At 75.1% G+C, this 19,478-nt stretch carries 8 protein-coding genes; 6 read left to right on the top strand and 2 right to left on the bottom strand.

What is annotated here, in order from left to right; genetic code table 11:
• The first annotated feature begins 22 nt into the window (after window positions 1–22).
• A complete protein-coding gene (locus tag DEH69_RS23735) occupies window positions 23–259 on the top strand; it encodes an acyl carrier protein (protein WP_113689027.1) in 237 nt (78 codons plus the stop codon).
• 17 nt (window positions 260–276) lie between these two features.
• Here the strand turns inward: DEH69_RS23735 and DEH69_RS23730 are convergent, their stop codons facing one another.
• On the bottom strand, window positions 277–1,218 hold the full coding sequence (locus tag DEH69_RS23730) for an ACP S-malonyltransferase (RefSeq protein WP_113689026.1): 942 nt from the start codon (window positions 1,216–1,218) through the stop codon (window positions 277–279).
• A 221-nt stretch (window positions 1,219–1,439) separates the two neighbouring features.
• Here DEH69_RS23730 and DEH69_RS23725 point away from each other — a divergent pair, with 221 nt between their 5' ends.
• The 5 genes from DEH69_RS23725 to thiO all read left to right on the top strand — a co-directional run bounded on the left by DEH69_RS23725 (window position 1,440) and on the right by thiO (window position 17,541).
• A complete protein-coding gene (locus DEH69_RS23725) occupies window positions 1,440–3,032 on the top strand; it encodes an AMP-binding protein (protein ID WP_113689025.1) in 1,593 nt (530 codons plus the stop codon).
• Between the two features lie 43 nt (window positions 3,033–3,075).
• Window positions 3,076–13,743 (top strand): type I polyketide synthase, encoded by a 10,668-nt coding sequence (locus DEH69_RS33065; protein WP_258534905.1) that lies wholly within the window; start codon window positions 3,076–3,078, stop codon window positions 13,741–13,743.
• The gene (locus DEH69_RS23675) at window positions 13,740–14,303 is read left to right on the top strand and encodes an FcoT family thioesterase (RefSeq protein ID WP_113689024.1); all 564 of its coding nucleotides are present in this window, start codon (window positions 13,740–13,742) and stop codon (window positions 14,301–14,303) included. The genes DEH69_RS33065 and DEH69_RS23675 overlap by 4 nt, the downstream gene beginning before the upstream one ends.
• Window positions 14,304–14,365: 62 nt before the next feature.
• Window positions 14,366–16,456 carry a type I polyketide synthase gene (locus tag DEH69_RS23670; protein ID WP_113689023.1) on the top strand — a complete coding sequence of 697 codons (2,091 nt, stop codon included), beginning with the start codon at window positions 14,366–14,368 and terminating at the stop codon, window positions 16,454–16,456.
• Window positions 16,453–17,541, top strand: coding sequence for a glycine oxidase ThiO (gene thiO, locus DEH69_RS23665; protein ID WP_113689022.1), 1,089 nt, complete (start codon window positions 16,453–16,455; stop codon window positions 17,539–17,541). Before DEH69_RS23670 ends, thiO begins: the two co-directional genes overlap by 4 nt.
• A 162-nt stretch (window positions 17,542–17,703) precedes the next feature.
• Here the strand turns inward: thiO and DEH69_RS23660 are convergent.
• Window positions 17,704–19,478, bottom strand: a 1,775-nt coding sequence (locus DEH69_RS23660; protein WP_147255798.1) for a type I polyketide synthase, incomplete at its 5' end; no start/stop codon positions are given.

Raw genomic sequence — 19,478 nt, 5'->3', positions numbered from 1 at the left:
CCGTGAAAACATGGGAGCTGGCATGTGGGACGAGTCGTTCGAGCAACTGCTCAGGAAGCACCTTTCTCTGCTTGAACCCGAGGACGAGATCACCGCCGACCTCAGCCTGCGCGATTTCGGCCTCGATTCCATGGGAATGGTGGCGCTGCTGTCGTCGCTTGAGGAGAAATATGGCGTCCGTTTTGTCGACGACGCCCTGCACATCGACAATTTCGCCACCCCCACGACCCTGTGGAACACCCTGGAAGCCATGCGTTGACCCGGCGTCCTTCCACGTCATGCGATCGCGCTGCGCCTGCGCGGTCGCATCGCCGTGTCGGGGCGCACCGCCACCACGTCGAACGCCTCGGTCATGATCTCCACCCGGCCCCACAGCCCGTCCTGTCCTGTGACATGGACCCGCTCGACGCCGAGCCCCTTGAGCGTCTCGACCACCGCGGGCCACCGCACCGTCCTGGTCACCGCGTCGAGCAGCAGCGTCCGCACGCCGTCCGCGGTCGTCACCAGCGACCCGTCGTGGTCCGACACCACCGGGATCCCGGGGTCGGAGAACGGCACGCCCGCGACGACCCGGGCCGCGATCTCCTCCCGCAGCGCGGCGAACAGGGGCGAGTGCATCGGCGGCCGCATGACGTACAGCGGCAGCCCGCCGACGGCCCGCAGCAGCGCCTGGAGCCGGTCGAGCACGTGCTCGCGCACCGACAGCATGTGGAAGTCGTGGTCCACGTGGCAGGCCACCTCGTTCCACTCGCCGCTCGCGTCGAGCTCGCCGCGGATCTCGTCGAGCCGGTCGAGCGGGACGCGGGCGAACGACTGGGTGACGACGTCGCGGTGCTCGCGCTCGAAGTGGGCGTCCACGAGGCGGCCCCACTCGGCGGTCATCCGCACGGCGTCGGCGAACGGCAGCGCCCCGGCGTGCACCGCGGCCGCCGTTCCGCCGAAGCTGGCCCCGGCGCACGCGACCGGCTCCACGTCGCGCTCGGCGACCGTCCACTCGGCCAGCGCGAGACACGTGACCAGGAACGCCACGCGCGCGGGCTCGGGGAACGCGCCCTGGTCCCCGCGGTCCTCGGCCTCGCGGTAGCGGTCGACCAGCGGATAGCCGAGCGCCTGGTCCGCCTCGGCGACGAGCCGGCGCGCCACGGGGTGGACCACCATGAAGCGCGCCGAGTCGGCGAAACGCGTCGGCCCGATTCCTGGAAAGACAATCGCCGACATATTCTCGTACTCCATTTCGTAAGCGCTCGGCATGGTCACCCGAAAAGACCGGCAGGTCGATCCTATTGTTTCCGGTCAGTCTTGTGGGCCCCAGGTGTCGGCATAACCCCTAACGCCCCCTAACTCGCCGGTCATGGCTCTGCGGTTCTTGTGGGCGGCAAAAGCCCCCTGTTACAAACGATCTGGTATTCGCTGGCAAGGTCGAATCGGAAGGGTGGCGCATGAGCTCGAATGGACCGGCCAGGGCCCACGCCTCGGTGGACAACCTGCGGACCTATCTGCTGGCCGCCGCCCGAAGGGCCCCCGACCGGCCCGCGGTGGTCCAGGCCGCCGAGGGCGGCGGCGTCGAGACGATCACCTATGGCGAGCTGGAACGGCGCACCGACCGCCTCGCCCAACAGCTCGACGCGCTCGGCCTCGACGTCGGCGACCGCGTCATCCTCGAATCCGACACCTCGGCCGACGCCATCGCGGCGCTCCTGGCCTGCTCGACGCTCGGGCTGCCGTTCATCGCGACCAGCCCCGAGACCCCCGACGAGCGGCTGCTGACGATCACCGAAAGCGCCGAGCCCGCGCTGCACCTGCGCGCCGCCCCGAAGGCCCGCCCCGGCATACCCAAGGCCGTCGGCCTGGCCCGCTTCACCGCCGAAGGGCTCACCGTGGAGCGGCCGCCCGCGCCACGCGTGCGCCACCGCCGCGTGGTGACGCCCGTCGACACCGCCTACATCGTCTTTACCTCGGGAACGACGGGGCGCCCCAAGGGCGTGGTGATGAGCCACCGCGGCGCCATCGCGTTCCTGCGCGGCGTGGAGGCCGAGGAGCTGATCACGGCCGACGACCGCGTGGCGGGCACGTCCCCGCTCCAGTTCGACTTCGCACTGTTCGACATCGGCCTCGCCCTCAGCCACGGCGCCGCGCTCGTGCCCGTGCCGCGCGACCGGCTCAGCTGGCCCCGCCGCTTCCTCGGCTTTCTGCGCGAGGCCGGGGCCACCCAGGTCGACGGCGTTCCCTCGCTCTGGCGCCCCGTGCTGCGCCACGAGCCCGAACTGCTCGCCGAGCTGGGCGAGCAGGGCCTGCTGCGCCGGATCCTGTTCTCCGGCGAGAACTTCCCCCTCGACGAGCTGCGCGCCCTCCAAGCCCTCCTGCCCAAGGCGCACTTCACCAACGGCTACGGCGCCACCGAGACGCTGGCCGCCTCGCTCACCGAGGTGAGAAACCCCCTGCCCGCCGACACCACCCGCCTGTCCATCGGCTACGCCGTCGCGGGCGCGGAGATGAGCCTCATCGGGGACGACGGGCGGCCCGTGGACGAGCCTGGCACCGTCGGCGAGATCCATCTGCGCACCCCGTCGCTGTTCTCCGGCTACTGGGGCGACCCCGACGCCACGCGCGCCGTCCTCGTCCCCGACCCGCTCGACCCCAGGTCGGGGCGGCTGGTCTTCAAGTCAGGCGACCTGGCGTCCAAGGGACCCGACGGCGAGCTGTACTTCCACGGCCGCGCCGACTCCCAGGTGCAGATCCGCGGCAACCGCGTCGAGCTCGGCGAGGTCGAGCGCCGCGTCGGCGCGTTCCCCGGGGTCACGGGCGCGGTCGCGATGGTCCTGCCGCGCCCCGAAGGCGACCCGCTGCTGCACGCGTTCGTCACCTATGCCCCCGGCGGCGACAGGCCGGACACCAAGGACGTCATCGCGTTCTGCCGCTCGGCGTTGCCCGCCTACATGGTCCCCCAAGGGCTGCACGGGGTGGACGAGTTCCCGCTGACCGTCAACGGGAAGGTCGACCGCGCCGCCCTGGCCGCCCGCGTGACGGCCTGAACACCCGATCGTCTCCCTGCCTCTTCGTTCCCGGAGTATGCACATGACCGAGCAGTCCAGGGCCGCGATGCTGGAGCTGGTGCTGGCGCAGGCCACTGCCGTGCTGCGCGCCGCCCATCCCGATGCGTACGAGGACGGGGCAGCCGACGTGGCGGCCGACCGTCCGTTCCTTGCGGTGGGCCTGGACTCGCTCGGCCTTGTCCAGCTGCACCGGCGGCTCACCGCCGAGCTCGGCGTGGAGCTGCCCGTCACGATCGGCTTCGACCACCCCACCCCGGCCGCGCTCGCCCGCCACCTGGCGGACGTGGTGCGCGGCGACGCCGCGCCCGCCGCGTCCACCGCGCCGGATGAGCCCAACGCCCCCGCCGCGCCGGGGGCGTTCGACGAGCCCATCGCGATCGTCGGGATCGGCTGCCGCTTCCCCGGCGGGGTGCACTCGCCGGACGACCTGTGGCGGCTCCTGGCCGACGGCACCCATGTGCTCACCGACTTCCCCGCCGACCGCGGCTGGGACCTCGACCGCCTCTACGACCCCGACCCGGCCGCCACGGGCGCCAGCTATGTGCGGCGCGGTGGATTCCTGCCGGACGCCGGCGACTTCGACGCCGACTTCTTCCAGATCAACCCCAGGGAAGCCCTCACCATGGACCCTCAGCAGCGGGTGCTGCTTGAGACCTGCTGGGAGGCCCTTGAACGCGCGGGGATCGACCCGGGGCGCCTGCGCGGCAGCCAGTCGGGCGTGTTCATCGGCGTCGAGCCGCACGAGTACGGGCCCCGCGCCCACGAAGCGCCCGAAGGGCTCGACGGCTACATCATGGCGGGCAACCTGCCGAGCGTCGTCTCGGGCCGCGTCGCCTACACGCTCGGCCTCGAAGGGCCCACGCTGACCGTCGACACCGCCTGCTCGGGGTCGCTCACCGCCCTCCACCTCGCCGTGCGGGCGCTGCGCGGCGGCGAGTGCGCCCTCGCGCTCGCGGGCGGCGTCACCGTCATCTCGAGCCCCGGCACGTTCACGACGTTCAGCCGCCAGCGGGGACTCGCCCCCGACGGGCGGATCAAGGCGTTCGCCGCCGCCGCCGACGGCACGTGCTTCGCCGAGGGCGCCGGGGTGTTCGTGCTGGCCCGCCTGTCCGACGCGGTGCGCGACGGGCACCCCGTCCTCGCCGTGATCCGCGGCACCGCCATCAACCAGGACGGCGCGAGCAACGGGCTGACCGCGCCCAACGGCCTGGCCCAGCAGCGCGTCATCCGCCGCGCGCTCGCCGACGCCGGGCTCACCCCCGCCGAGGTCGGCGCCGTCGAGGCGCACGGCACGGGCACCACGCTCGGCGACCCCATCGAGGGCCAGGCCATCATCGCCGCCTACGGGCGCGGGCGCTCGCCCGAAGCGCCGCTCTGGCTCGGCTCGGTGAAGTCCAACATCGGGCACACGGGCGCGGCGGCCGGGGCCGCTGGCGTCATCAAGATGATCATGGCGATGCGCCATGGCACGCTGCCCCGCACTCTGCACGTGGACGAGCCCACCCCGCACGTCGACTGGTCGGACGGCACCGTCAGGCTGCTCACCGAGCCCGTGCCATGGGAGGCGAACGACGCGCCGCGCCGCGCCGGGATCTCCTCCTTCGGCGCGAGCGGCACCAACGCCCACGTCCTCATCGAGGAGCCGCCGCCCGCGGCGCGCGCCGAGATTCCCGCCTCCCTCGCGCCCTCCGAACGCCCCGCCCCCGAACGCCTTGTGCCGGTCGTCCTGTCGGCCCAGGGCGAGGACGCGCTGCGCGGCCAGGCCGAACGCCTCCTGGCCACCGTGGACGAGGCGTCCCCCCTCGACATCGCCTACTCGGCCGCCACCACGCGCGCCGCGCTGCGCGACCGCGCCACGATCGTCGCCGCCGACCGCGACGAGCTGCGCCGGGCGCTCACCGCCCTCGCCCAGGGCGAGCCAGCGCCCGGGCTGCTCACCGGCACGACGCTCGCGACAGGCCGCACCGCGTTCCTCTTCACCGGCCAGGGCAGCCAGCGCGTCGGCATGGGCCGCGAGCTGGTCAAGGCGTTCCCGGTGTTCGCCGAAGCGCTCCAGGAGGCCGCCGACCACCTCGACCTCTACCTCGAAGAGCCCCTGGGCGACGTGCTGTTCGCCGAGCCGGGCTCGCCGGGGGAGGAGCTGCTGCACCAGACGCGTTACGCCCAGGCCGCGCTCTTCGCCGTCGAGACCGCCCTGTTCAGGCTGCTCGACTCGTGGGGCGTCACCCCGGGACTGCTCGCCGGGCACTCCATCGGCGAGATCGCCGCCGCGCACGCCGCGGGCGCCATGACGCTCGGCGACGCCGCGCTGCTCGTCGGCGCCCGCGGCACGCTCATGCACGAACTCCCCGCCGGGGGAGCCATGGTCGCCATCCAGGCCACCGAGGACGAGGTCACCCCCCACCTGACCGGAACGACCGCGCTCGCCGCCGTCAACGGGCCGAGCGCCGTCGTCGTCTCGGGCGGCGCCGACGACGTGCTGGCCATCGCCGCCCACTTCGCCGAGCGCGGGCACAAGACGCGGCGGCTGCGGGTCTCGCACGCGTTCCACTCGCCGCTCATGGACCCGATGCTCCAGGAGTTCCGCCGCGTCGCCGAGACCCTCACCTACGCCCCGCCCAAGATCCCCGTCGTCTCCAACCTGACCGGCGAGCCCGTCACCGCGTTCGACGCCGACTACTGGGTGCGCCATGTGCGCGAGCCCGTGCGGTTCGCCGACGGCGTGCGCTGGCTCGACTCCCAGGGCGTCACCACGTTCATCGAGCTCGGCCCCGACGCCGTCCTGTCGGCGATGGGCCGCGAGTGCCTCGCCGAAACGAGCGCCGACACCGCCGCGTTCGCCGCGCTGCTGCGCAAGGGGCACGGCGAGGAGCGCCAGGCCCTCACCGCGCTCGGCCTGGCTCACGCCCACGGCGTCGCCGTCGACTGGAACCGCTTCTTCGCCGGGCGCGGCGCCCGCAGGATCGACCTGCCCACCTACGCGTTCCAGCGCAGGCGCTACTGGCTCGACCCCGGCAGCGCCGCGGCCGACACGATCGGCCACCCCCTGCTCGACGCCGCCGTCAGCCTGGCGGGCGCCGATGGGCTTGTGCTCACGGGCCGCCTGTCCACCAGGTCCCAGCCGTGGCTCGCCGACCACGTCATCGCGGGCACCGTCCTGGTGCCCGGCACCGCCCTGGTCGAGCTCGCGGTGCGCGCGGGCGACGAGGCGGGCTGCGGCGTCCTCGACGAACTCACCCTGGAGACGCCCCTGTCGCTGCCGGGCGACGCCGAGGCGGAGGTCCAGGTCGCCGTCGGCGCCCCCGACGCGGCCGACCGCCGCACCGTCGAGATCTGGTCGCGCCCCGCGCGCGGCGACGAGCGCTGGACCCGCCACGCGAGCGGCGTGCTGGCCGAGCACGCCGAGGGCCCCGCGCCCGACCCCGCGGCGTTCGCCCCGTGGCCCCCCGCCGACGCCGAGCCCGTCGACATCGACGGGCTCTACGACCGCCAGGCCGCGCAGGGCTACGCCTACGGCCCCGCGTTCCGGAACGTGCGCGCCGCCTGGCGCCGCGGGGACGAGGTGTTCGCCGAGGTCGCCCTGGCCGACGCGGCGCCCCACCGCTTCGGGCTGCACCCCGCGCTGCTCGACGCCTCGCTGCACGCCGACGAGGAGCCCAAGGACGAAGGACAGGTGCGCCTGCCGTTCGCCTGGGTCGGCGTCGAGCTGCACGCCACCGGCGCCACCGCCGCGCGCGTCCGCGTGCTCCACACCGGGCCCGACGCGGTCTCCGTCCAGCTCGCCGACCCCGCGGGCGCGCCCGTCGCCACCATCAAGTCCCTCGTCCAGCGGCCCCTGCCGTCCGGCGCCCTTGACTCGCCAGGGGCGCGCGGCGGCTCGCTGCTGCGCATCGAGTGGACCACGATCCAGGCACCGGCCGAACCGGACGCCGCCGCACGGGAGTTCACGCTCGTATCCGTCCCCGCCGCCTTCCCTGGCGCGCCCGCCGAGGCGGCCAGGGCGGCGACCGGGCACGTCCTCGACCTGATCCAGGGCGCGCTGCGCGACGACACCAGGCTCGCGATCGTCACGCGCGACGCGCCGGGCGACCTGGCGCTCGCGCCCGCCTGGGCGCTGGTGCGCGCCGCCCAGGCCGAGAACCCGGGGCGCTTCGTCCTCGTCGACACCGACCGCGACACGCCGGAGGACGAGCTGCGCGCCGCCCTGGCCACCGGGGAGCCCCAACTCGCCCTGCGCGACGGCGTGGTGACCGTGCCCCGCCTGGCGCGCGTGCCCGCACCCGAGACGCCCAGGCCCCTGGGCCTCGACCCCGAGGGCACGGTCCTGATCACCGGAGGCACCGGGGGACTCGGCGGCCTCGTCGCCCGCCACCTCGCCGCCGAGCACGGCGTGAAGCACCTGCTCCTCACCGGGCGCCGCGGCCCCGACACCCCCGGAGTGGCCGAACTGACCGCCGAGCTGGCCGCGTTGGGCGCCCGGGCCACCGTCGCCGCGTGCGACGTCGCCAACCGGGACGCCGTCGCCGCGCTGCTCGCGAGCGTCCCCGACGAGCACCCGCTGACCGGGATCGTCCACAGCGCGGGCGTCGTCGCCGACGGCCTCGCGGGGACGCTCACCCCCGAGCAGGTCGACGCCGTCTTCCACGGCAAGGCCGACGGCGCCTGGCACCTGCACGAGCTGACCCGCGACCTCCCGCTCGCGGCGTTCGTGCTGTTCTCCTCGGCGGCCGGGACCCTGGAGGCCGCGGGCCAGGGCAACTACGCCGCCGCCAACGCCTTCCTCGACGCCCTCGCCCACCACCGCGCCGCCCAGGGCCTGCCCGCCACCTCCCTCGCGTGGAACCTGTGGGCGGGCGACGCGGGCATGGGCGCCCGCCTCGACGAGGTGACCCTCCGCCGCGCCGAACGCTCGGGACTCCCGGCCCTGGACGCCGAGCAGAACCTCGCCCTCCTCGACCAGGCCCTGGCCACCGATGCGCCCGCGCTCGTGCCCCTGCGCTACGACGCCCCCGCGCTGCGCGCCCGCCCCGACGGCATCCCGCCCATGCTGCGCGGCCTCGTCCGCGCGCCCGCCCGCAGGCAGGCCGCCGCGGCGAGCGCGGGCGCCCCCGGCGGCGCGCTGGCCGACCAGCTGGCCGGGCGCCCCGACCACGAGCGCGCCCGCGTCGTCCTCGACCTGGTCCGCGCGCGGATCGCCGCCGTTCTCGGCCACGACAGCCCCAACGCCATAGACCCGCGCCGCGCGTTCACCGAGCTGGGCTTCGACTCCCTGGCCGCCGTCGAGCTGCGCAACGCGCTCACCACGGCCACGGGGCTGCGCCTCACCTCGACACTGATCTTCGACCACCCCACGCCGCACGCCCTCGCCGACCATGTGCTCGACAAGGTCAGCGGCGCCGCGCCCGCCGCCGCGCCGGCGCGCGCCACCCCGCGCGCCGCGACCGACGAGCCCATCGCGATCGTCGCCATGGCCTGCCGCTACCCCGGCGGCGTCACCACGCCCCAGGACCTGTGGCGGCTCGTCGCCGACGGCACCGACGCGATCAGCCCGTTCCCCGAGGACCGCGGCTGGAACACCGAGGAGATCTACGACCCCGAGCCAGGCAAGCAGGGCCGCACCTACACCCGCGAGGGCGGATTCCTCTACGAGGCCGCCGAGTTCGACCCCGCCTTCTTCGGCATCAGCCCCGTGGAGGCCCAGGCGATGGACCCCCAGCAGCGGCTCCTGCTCGAGGTCGCCTGGGAGGCCGTCGAACGCGGCGGCATCGACCCGCTGTCGCTCAAGGGCAGCCCCACCGGCGTGTTCGCCGGGGTCATGTACCACGACTGGGCGCCGCGCTCCGGCACCGTCTCCGAGGACCTCGCGGGCTTCACCGCCGCGGGCACCCTCGGCAGTGTCGCCTCGGGCCGCATCGCCTACACCCTGGGCCTCGAAGGCCCCGCGGTCACCGTCGACACCGCCTGCTCCTCGTCCCTGGTCGCGATGCACTGGGCGATGCAGGCGCTGCGCCAGGGCGAGTGCACCCTTGCCCTCGCGGGCGGGGTCACCGTCATGGCCACGCCCGAGACGTTCGTCGGGATGAGCCTCCAGAGCGGCCTGGCCGCCGACGGCCGCTGCAAGGCGTACGGCGCTTCGGCCGACGGCACGGGATGGGCCGAGGGCGCGGGCCTGCTGCTGCTCGAACGCCTCTCCGACGCCCGCCGCAACGGGCACCCCGTGCTCGCCGTGGTCCGCGGCTCCGCGGTCAACCAGGACGGCGCCTCCAACGGCCTGGCCGCACCCAACGGCCCCGCCCAACAGCGCGTGATCAGGCAGGCGTTGGCCCACGCTGGCCTGACCCCCGCCGACGTCGACGCGGTCGAGGGCCATGGCACGGGCACCACCCTCGGCGACCCCATCGAGGCCCAGGCCCTGATGGCCACCTATGGCCAGGACCGCGCGAACGGCGAGCCGCTGTGGCTCGGCTCCATCAAGTCCAACCTCGGGCACGCCCAGGCCGCCGCCGGGGTCGCGGGCGTCATCAAGATGGTGATGGCGATGCGCAACGGCCTGCTGCCGCGCACGCTGCACGCCGACACCCCGTCGCCGCACATCGACTGGACCGAGGGCGCCGTCGAGCTGCTTCACGAGCCCAGGGACTGGCCCGCGACGGGCCGCCCGCGCCGGGCCGGGGTCTCCTCGTTCGGCGTCAGCGGCACCAACGCCCATGTCGTCATCGAGGAGGCGCCGCCCCTCGCCCCCGCCGAGCCCCGCGGCCAGCGGCCCGCCGTCCTGCCGCTGACCCTGGCGGCGGCCTCCGCCGACGCGCTGCGCGCCCAGGCCGCGCGGATCGCCACCCACCTGCGCGAGAACGACGACGTGGACGAGCTCGACGCCGCCGCCTCGCTCGCCCGGGGCCGCGCCGCGCTCGAACACCGCGCCGTGATCGTGGACGCCGACCGCGAAGGACTCATCGCCGGGCTCGACGCGCTGGCCGCGGGGAACACCCCCGCCTCCGTCGTCCAGGGCGTCCAACGCGGCGACCCGCGCGCCGTGTTCGTCTTCCCAGGGCAGGGCTCGCAGTGGCGCGGGATGGGCGTGGAACTGCTCGAACACTCCCCGGCGTTCGCCACGCGCCTCCGCGAGTGCGCCAAGGCCCTCGAACCCCATGTCGAGTGGGACCTGCTCGACGTGCTGCGCGGCGCCCCCGGCGCCCCGGACCTCGACGACGTCGACGTCGTGCAGCCCGTGCTGTGGGCGGTCATGGTGTCGCTGGCCGAGGCGTGGCGCGCCGTCGGCGTCGAGCCCGCGGCCGTCGTCGGCCACTCCCAGGGCGAGATCGCCGCGGCGTGCGTCGCGGGCGCGCTGTCGCTCGACGACGGCGCGCGCGTCGTCGCCCTGCGCAGCCGGATCATCCGCCAGGACCTCGCGGGCCGCGGCGGCATGATGTCGGTCGCCGTCTCCGCCGAACGGGCCGCCGCGTACCTGGCCGCGTGGGACGGGCGCCTCCAGCTCGCCGTCGTCAACGGCCCCGGCTCCGTCGTCGTGTGCGGCGACCCCGAAGCCCTCGACGAACTGCGCGCCAGGGTGGACGCCGACGGTGTCCAGGCCCGCCGCATCCCCGTGGACTACGCCTCCCACTCGGTGTTCGTCGAGGAGATCCGCGAACGGCTGCTCGCCGAGCTGACCGGGCTGACGCCGCGCACCTCGACCGTGCCGTTCTACTCCACCGTCACCGCGGGGCCGTTCGACACCGCGGGGCTCGACACCGAGTACTGGTACACCAACCTGCGAGGGACCGTCAGGTTCGAGGAGACGACGCGGGCGCTGCTCGCCGACGGCTTCGAGATCTTCGTCGAGGCGAGCCCGCACCCCGGCCTGCTCGCCGGGCTCGGCGAGACCGCCGAGTCGGCGGGGGTGGCCGCCGCGCTCGTCGGCACGCTGCGCCGCAACGCGGGCGGCCCGCGCCAGTTCCTCACCTCGCTCGCCGCGGCGTATGTGCGGGGCGCCAGCGTGGACTGGGAGACCGCGTTCGCCGGGACCGGGGCACGCCGCGTCGACCTGCCCACCTACCCGTTCCAGCGCAGGCGCTACTGGCTCGACTGGCAGCCCGAGCAGCCGGGCGACGCCCTGGGCGTCGGCCAAGTGCCCACGGATCACCCGCTGTTGGGCGCGGCGGTGCCGATCGCCGGGCTCGGCGGCGTGCTGCTCACCGGGCGCCTCTCGGTGGCGGCCCAGCCGTGGCTCGCCGACCATGTCGTCGGCGGCACCGCCCTGTTCCCCGGCTCCGGCTTTGTCGAGCTGGCCGTCAGGGCGGGCGACGAGGTCGGCAGGGGCCGCGTGGAAGACCTGACGCTCGAAGCGCCCCTCGCCCTCCCTGGGCGCGGCGGCGTGGCCGTCCAGGTCGTCGTGGACGCCGACCTGCGCACCGTGTCGATCCACTCGCGGCCCGAGGACGCCCCCGCCGACGCCCCCTGGACCCGGCACGCCCACGGCACGCTCGCCGACGCGGGCCCCGAGCCCGCGCCCGAGCCCGCCCCCTGGCCCCCGCCAGGCGCCGAGCCGATCGACCTCACCGGCTTCTACGAGCGGTCGGCCGATGACGACCTGGCCTACGGGCCCACGTTCCAGGGGATGCGCGCCGCGTGGCGGTCCGGCGACGACGAGGTGTACGCCGACATCGCGCTGCCCGAGCGGGCCGCCGCCGAGGCCACGAGGTTCGGCCTGCACCCCGCGGCGCTCGACGCGGCCCTGCACGCCACCGCGCTGCTTGCCGCCGACGCCGAACGCGTCACGCTCCCGTTCTCCTGGACCCGCGTCGACCTGCACGCCTCGGGCGCCGCCGCGCTCAGGCTGCGGATGACCAGGCTCGGCGACGACGAGGTCGCGCTGCGCCTCACCGACACCGCGGGCCGCCCCGTCGCGTCCGTCGCCTCGCTCGTCCTGCGGCCCATGGCCACCGGCGCGCTGGCACCGGCGAACGCGGCCCACGACGCGCTGTTCGAGCTGACCTGGGCGCCCGCGGCGGCCGAGGGTCCAGCCCGCGAGACCGTCGTGCACCGCTGCGCGGGCGGGACGACCGCGGAGGCGGTGCACGCCGCGACGGCCTCGGCGCTCGGCGCCCTGCGCTCCTGGCTCGACGACGAGCGGGCCGAACGCGCCGCGCTCGCCGTCGTCACCAGGGGCGCCGTGTCCGTGCGCGGCGAGGACGTCACCGACCTCGCGGGCGCCGCCGTCTGGGGGCTGGCCCGCAGCGCCCAGACCGAGAACCCCGACCGGATCGTCCTGATCGACCTCGACCCAGGCGACCCAGGCGACCCCGGCGACCCCGGCGACCCCGACGGCGAGAGCGCCGGGGCCGACACCGAGGCCGCCATCGCCGCCGCCGTCGCCACCGGCGAGGCACAGCTGGCGATCCGCTCGGGAACGCCCCACCGCCCGCGCCTCACCCGCGTGACGGGAGACGCCGTCGGCGCCCCCGCCACCGTCTTCGGCGACCGGCCAGGCGCGGTGCTGATCACCGGTGGCACCGGAACGCTCGGCGGCCTGGTCGCCCGGCACCTCGTCGCCGAGCACGGCGTCACCGACCTGCTGCTCACCAGCCGCCGCGGCCCCGCCGCCCCCGGGGCGGCCGAGCTGGCCGCCGAGCTGACCGAGCGCGGCGCCCGCGTCGAGGTGGCCGCGTGCGACGCCGCCGACCGCGACGCGCTGGCGGCGCTCCTCGAAGGCCGCACCCTCGCCGGGGTCGTCCACACCGCGGGGATCCTGGACGACGGCGTCATCTCCTCGCTCACCCCCGAGAGGCTGGCCGCGGTGCTGCGCCCCAAGGTCGACGCCGCGCTGAACCTCCACGAGCTCACCGCGGACCACGACCTCTCGGCGTTCGTGCTGTTCTCCTCCGCCGCGGGCGTCACCGGAGGCGCGGGCCAGGGCAACTACGCCGCCGCCAACGCCTTCCTCGACGCCCTCGCCGCCCACCGGCGCGCCCACGGGCTGCCCGCGCAGTCGCTCGGCTGGGGCCTGTGGGAGGAGGCGAGCGGCATGACCGGCGCCCTCGACGCCGCCGACCTGGACACCATGCGGCGCGACGGCGTCCTGCCCATCGCGTCCGACGAGGGCCTCGCGCTCCTCGACGCGGCGGGGGCGCTCGACCGGGCGTTCCTCGCGCCCGTCAGGATCGACCTCACCGGGCAGCGCCGCGCCGACGCGCCCTATCTGCTGCGCGACCTGGTGCGCGGCCCGGCCCGCCGCGCCGTCGACCACGCCGCATTGGCCGCCGAGCCCGCCGAGAGCCTGCGCGAGCGGCTGGCCCGCCTCACCCCGGCGCGCCGCGAGCAGGCGCTGCTCGACATCGTCCGGGCCCAGGCCGCCGCCACCCTCGGCTTCGCGGGCGCCGACGAGGTGGACGCCGAACGGTCGTTCCGCGACATGGGCTTCGACTCCCTGGCCGCCGTGCGGTTCCGCAACGGCCTGGGCGAGACCGTGGGCGAACGCCTGCCCGCGACCCTCGTCTTCGACCACCCGACCGCGCTCGTCCTCACCCGCCACCTGCTCGCGGAGCTGGCGCTCGACGAGCCCGAGGCGGAGGCCGAGCCCGAGCCCACGCGGGACGCGGGCGGCGAGAGCGCCGAGGACCGCACCGCGGAGATCCAGGGCATGAGCCTGGCCGAGCTCCTTCGCACCGCGCAACGATCAGGAGACCCGACATGACCGAGCTGCTCCACGACACCGCACAGCGCGTCCACCCCACGGACGAGGAGCTGCTGCACCGCGTGCTGACCCCGTACCGGGCCAAGCGCTGCGAATACCTCACCTCGGCCGAGGTCACCCTGGAGGGCGACCCGGGCGACGGCGGACGGCTCACCGCGGCCTGCTCGTTCTACATCCCCGAGTCCTGCTACATCGACGACACGGGGCACTTCAACTCGGTCGAGTTCAACATCTGCTTCAACCAGATGGCCTACTACCTGATGGCCAAGGCCGTGAAGGAGTCGCTGGTCGAGCCGTTCTCGCGGTGGACGCTCGACCAGTTCTGGCAGCGGCAGCTCGCGGACATCCTCATCACCGACTTCAAGAGCGCCTTCCGCAGCGCCATGAGCGGCCGCCACTTCAAGGGCCAGATCGAGGTCGTCGACATCGCCGAGTGGGACGCCAACGACCTGCGCGACGCCCTCGTGATGCTGCGCACCCGCGCCCGGTACTGGGACGAGCACGGCGGCGAGAGCCATGGCGAGATCTCGGCCGCGATCACCAACCCGCCCCAGAACTGACAGCGACAGACGGCGACAGACGGCGACAGACACCCCGTTCCGCCCCGGCGAAGGAAGCGACGATGAGCCACGCACAACAGCACGGGCTTCCCGAGGGAGTCCGGAAAGTCGACATCGACCACCTCTACGGCCGTCTCGCCGACCGCGGCCTCCAGTACGGGCCCGCGTTCAAGGGGCTGCGCGCCGTGTGGTCGCACGGCGAAGAGGTCTACGCCGAGGCCGAGTTGGAGAGCGCCAACGGCGGCGACGGCGACTACCACCTGCACCCGGCGCTGTTCGACGCCGCGCTCCAGTCGGCGCTCGTGCCGGGCCTCGACAGCGAGAGCGGAACGTTCCTGCCCTTCGCGCTGCGCGGCGTGCGGCTGCACAGGGCGGGCGCCCGCGCCGTCCATGTCCACGCCGTTCCCGGCCAGGGCGGGGTCTCCCTCACGCTCACCGGCGCCGACGGCGAGCCGGTCGCCACGGTCGGCAGCCTCGTCACCCGCTCCGTCACCCCCGGCCAGCTCGACGCCGCGGGGCAGCGCGCCCAGCTGCTCCGCGTCGCCTGGAAGCCCGTTGTGCAGCCGCCCGCCGCCGCGGACCAGCGGCACTGGGCGTTCCTCGGCACCGACCACATCGGCCTCACCGGCGCGCTCAAGACGATCCGCCACCCGTTCGACGCCTACCCCTCGCTGCGCGCGTTCGACGCCGCGCTGCGCAAGGGCGCCCCCGCGCCCGATGTCGTCGTGGTCTCCTGCACCGACGAGGACTCCCCGGTGCACTCGGTCGCCCAACGCGCCCTGATGCTCGCCCAGGAATGGCTCGCCGACCCGCGGCTCGCCACCTCACGCCTGGTCCTGGTCAGCAGCGGCGCCGTCGCCACCCGCCCCCAGGAGGTCCTGTCCGACGTGCCGGGCGCGGCCGTGTGGGGGCTGCTGCGCAGCGCCCAGTCCGAGCACCCCGAACGCTTCACCCTGGTCGACATCGACGACCCCGAGGACTCGGGCCGCGCCCTCGCCGCCGCCGTGGCCTCGGGCGAGCCCCAACTCGCCGTGCGCCACGGCGCGCTGTTCCGGCCGCGCCTTGTGCGCTGCCCGCCGCCGTCCCGCCCCGCGAGCCTCACGGGCACGGTGCTGCTCACCGGCGGAACGGGGGCCCTCGGCCGCCTGGTCGCCCGTCACCTGGTCACCCGCCACGAGGCCGAGCACCTGGTGCTGCTCAGCCGCCGCGGCCCCGCCGCCCCAGGCGCCGCCGAGCTGACCGCCGAGCTCAGCGCGCTCGGCGCCCGCGTGGACGTGATCGCCTGCGACGCGGCCGACCGCCCCTCCCTCGAACGTGCCCTGGCCGACATCCCCGCGCCCTCCGCCGTCATCCACACCGCGGGCGTGCTCTCCGACGCCGTCGTCGACACCCTGACCCCGCGCAGGCTCGACAAGGTCCTGGCGCCCAAGGTCGACGCCGCGCTCCACCTGCACGAGCTGATCCGCGACCCTGAGTGCGCGTTCGTGGTGTTCTCCTCCGTCGCCGGCCTCGTCGGCAACGCGGGCCAGGCCAACTACGCCGCCGCCAACGCCGTCCTCGACGCGCTCGCCCACCGCCGCCGCACCCTCGGCCTGCGCGGCGTCTCCCTGGCCTGGGGCCTGTGGGAGAGCGAGGGCGGCATGGGCTCCGCGCTGTCCGCCGCCGAGCTCGCCCGCATCAGGCGCACCGGCTTCGCGCCCCTCGGGCCCGAGCAGGGCCTCGCCCTCTTCGACGCCGCCATCGCCGCCGACGAGGCGGTCCTCGCCCCCGTCCGGCTCAACGAGGCGGGCCTCACCGGGGACGTTCCGCCCGTTCTGGCCGACCTGGCGCCCGCGCGCGCGGGGCGGCAGGCCGCCGCCGACACGCTGCGCGGCCGCATCGCCGACCTGCCCGAGGCCGAACGCGACGGCGCCGCCCTGGAGTTCGTCCGCGCGGCGGCCGCCGCCGTCCTCGGCTTCGAAGGCCCGGACGATGTCGACCCCGACCGCGAGTTCGGCGCCTTCGGCCTTGACTCCATGGGCAACCTCGAGCTCAGCCGCCGCCTCTCGGCCGCGACCGGGCTGCGCCTGTCCGTGACCCTCACCTTCGACCACCCGACCCCCGCACGTCTTGCCTCCCATCTGCGGCTACTCCTCCAGGAGGGCGAATCGTGAACACCGTTGTCGTCGGCGGAGGCGTCATCGGCCTCGCCGCCGCCTGGCGCGCCCGGCGCGCGGGCCTCGCCGTCACCGTGATCGACCCGGCCCCCGGCAGCAAGGCGTCCCATGTCTCGGGCGGCATGCTCCCCGCCGTCAACGACCAGATGTACGACCAGGAGAGCCTGCTGCGCCTGTGCCTGGCCTCCCGCGAGCTGTACCCGTCGTTCGTCGCCGAGCTCGAGGAGTTCGCCCCCGCGGGCTTCAGGCGCGACGGCGTGCTCGACGCCGCGTTCGACGAGGACGCCCTGGGCTCCCTCGACCGCCAGCAGTCCTTCCAGGAGTCCCTCGGCATCCGCACCGAACGCCTCACCGCGGCCGAGGTCGGCGCGCTCCAGCCCGCGTTCGCGCCCGTCCTCGGCGGCCTGCTGTCGCCCGACGACGGCGCCGTCGACCCGCGCGTCCTCACCGCCGCGCTGATCACCGCGATCGAGGCGCTTGGCGGCACCGTCATCCGCAGGGCCGCCACCCGCGTCGCCGACCACGCCGTCGTCCTCGACAACGGCGAGACCGTGGCGTTCGACCGCCTCGTCCTGGCCGCGGGCTGCTGGACGCACCGCATCGAGGGGCTTCCCCAGGGCGCCATCCCCGAGATCCGCCCCGTCAAGGGCCAGATCGTGCGGCTGCACTCGGACCCGCCGCTGCTCGCCGTCACCGCCCGCGCCCTGTCCAAGGGCTCGTCCCTCTACCTCGTGCCCCGCCTCGACGGCGAGCTGGTCGTCGGCGCCACCTACGAGGAGCGCGGCTACGACGAGACCGTCACCGCCGATGGCACAGGCGGCCTGCTGGCCCGCGCCGCCGCCGTCATCCCCGGCGTGGGCGCGCTGCGCTTCGCCGAGGTCAGCGCCGGGCTGCGCCCGGGCTCGCCCGACGACCTGCCCCTCATCGGGCCCACCACCGTGCCCGATGTCTATCTGGCCTCGGGCCACTTCAGGATGGGCGTCCAGCTCGCCCCCGTCACCGCCGAGGCCATCGCGGCCCACCTCACGGACGCGACACCCCCCGCCGCGACGGCCCCGTTCACCCCCCTCCGCCTGACCTGACCCGCCCTCGGCGCCCGCCGCCCGCCGCCCCGTTCCTGACACCACCACCGGAGCGGGGCGGCGTCGCGTCGCGCTCGCCCTCGCGCGCGGGCGCGGGCACGCGAGAGGGCCGGGCCCCCGGGAAGGGGGCCCGGCCCTCTCGGCCCGCGTGGGCTCGGGCGGTCAGGGGACCGTTGCCAGGGTGCTCAGGGTGCCGGTGGCGTTCTCGGTCCATGAGTGGTCGCCCTCCGAGCGCGACCTGATCGTGAGGGCGCGGCCCGTCGGCTCGTCGGGCCCCACGATGACCTGGAGCAGCGCCGCGCCCTGGGAGCCGAAGGTGACGGGCGCGTTCAGGACCAGCTCGGCTATCTCCTCCGAGCCGACCGTCCGCGCCGCGTGGAACGCCAGCTCGACAAACGCGGTGCCCGGCAGGACGACCGTGCCCATCACGATGTGGTCGCCGAGCCACGCGTGGCTGGCCAGCGCCACACGGCCGGTGAACAGGCGGCTGCCGTCCGGGAGTTCGGTGGCCGTGGCCAGCAGCGGGTGGGACGCGGACTCAAGGCCGAGCCCGGCCGCCGAGCCCGCGGGCTCGGGCGCCTCCAGCCAGTAGCGGCGCCGCTGGAACGCGTATGTGGGAAGCGCGACGCCTCTGGCCCCGCTCCCGCCGAGGAACCCGGCCCAGTCGACGGGCACCCCGCACGCGTGCACCTGCGCAAGCCCCTTGACCAGACCGTTGGGCTCGTCGTGCCCGGGGCGCAGCAGCGGAACTGCGGTGGCCCGCGGCAGCGCCTGGCGGGCGAGCGCCGTGAGGACGGCGTCGGGGCCGATCTCGAGGAACGTGGTGACGCCAAGGCCCTGGAGCGTGGTGAGCCCGTCGTGGAAGCGCGTGGTGGCGCGGATGTGGTCCGTCCAGTACGTGGCGTCGGCGACATCGGAGCCGAGGGGTTCGCCGGTGACCGTGGAGACCAGCGGGACGCGCGGCGCGCGGTAGGTGAGCATCTGGGCGGTGAGCCAGAAGTCGTCGAGCATCGGCTCCATGAGCGGCGAGTGGAACGCGTGGCTGACCGTGAGGCGGCGGGTGCGGCGCCCCTGGTCGCGGAACACCTCGGCGATCGCGGTGACATCGGCCTCGTCGCCTGACAGGACGAGGGCGCGGGGCCCGTTGATGGCGGCGACGCCGACGCCCTCGGTGAGATGGGGCGTGACCTCGTCCTCGGTGGCCTCGACCGCGACCATCGCGCCGCCCGCCGGCAGGGCCTGCATCAGGGTGCCGCGGGCGGCGACCAGGCGGCAGGCGTCGTCGAGGGAGAGGATCCCCGCGGTGTGCGCGGCGGCGATCTCGCCGATGGAGTGGCCGATGACATGGGTCGGGGTGACGCCGAAGTCGTCGGCCAGCAGGCGGGTCAGGGCCGTCTGGAGGGCGAAGAGCGCGGGCTGGGTCCAGCGGGTCTTGGCGAGGAGCGCGGGATCGTCGGCGAACACCACGTCCCTGAGCGGCGTTTCGGCCTCCAGATGGCGGTCGAGCGTGGCGCACACCTCGTCGAACGCCGCCCGGTAGGTGGGATACGTCGCGTGGAGCTGCCTCCCCATGCCCGCATGCTGGGCGCCCTGCCCGGTGAAGAGGAACGCCACCCGCTCGGTGGGCGGCCCGGTGCGCACCGCGGCGGTCGAGGGGTCGTGGACGAGGGCCCGCAGCTGCGCGACGAGGTCGTCCCTGGTGGTGCCGACGGCGGCGGCGTGGTGCTCGAACGCCGTGCGGGCGGTGGCCAGGGAGTAGGCGATGTCGGCCGGGTGCAGGTCGGGGTGCTCGGTGACGTGGTCGAGCAGGCGCTGGGCCTGGTGGGGGAGGGCTTCGGCGGTCTTGGCCGACAGGATCCACGGGACCGGCCCGTGCGGCGCTGGCGCCTCGGTCGCCTGGGCTGTCTCGGTGGGCTGTTGGGGGGCTTGTTCGAGGA

This window comes from Streptomyces sp. PT12 (assembly GCF_003311645.1).
GTDB lineage: Bacteria > Actinomycetota > Actinomycetes > Streptomycetales > Streptomycetaceae > Streptomyces.
This window is presented reverse-complemented; position numbering and strand designations above follow the sequence as displayed.

Bases quoted from the DNA above. Each gene is read 5' to 3' on its own strand.
- DEH69_RS23670 (WP_113689023.1), top strand. From the start codon at position 14,366: ATGAGCCACGCACAACAGCACGGGCTTCCCGAGGGAGTCCGGAAAGTC.
- DEH69_RS33065 (WP_258534905.1), top strand. From the start codon at position 3,076: ATGACCGAGCAGTCCAGGGCCGCGATGCTGGAGCTGGTGCTGGCGCAG.
- DEH69_RS23675 (WP_113689024.1), top strand. From the start codon at position 13,740: ATGACCGAGCTGCTCCACGACACCGCACAGCGCGTCCACCCCACGGAC.
- DEH69_RS23735 (WP_113689027.1), top strand. From the start codon at position 23: ATGTGGGACGAGTCGTTCGAGCAACTGCTCAGGAAGCACCTTTCTCTG.
- DEH69_RS23725 (WP_113689025.1), top strand. From the start codon at position 1,440: ATGAGCTCGAATGGACCGGCCAGGGCCCACGCCTCGGTGGACAACCTG.
- DEH69_RS23730 (WP_113689026.1), bottom strand. From the start codon at position 1,218: ATGTCGGCGATTGTCTTTCCAGGAATCGGGCCGACGCGTTTCGCCGAC.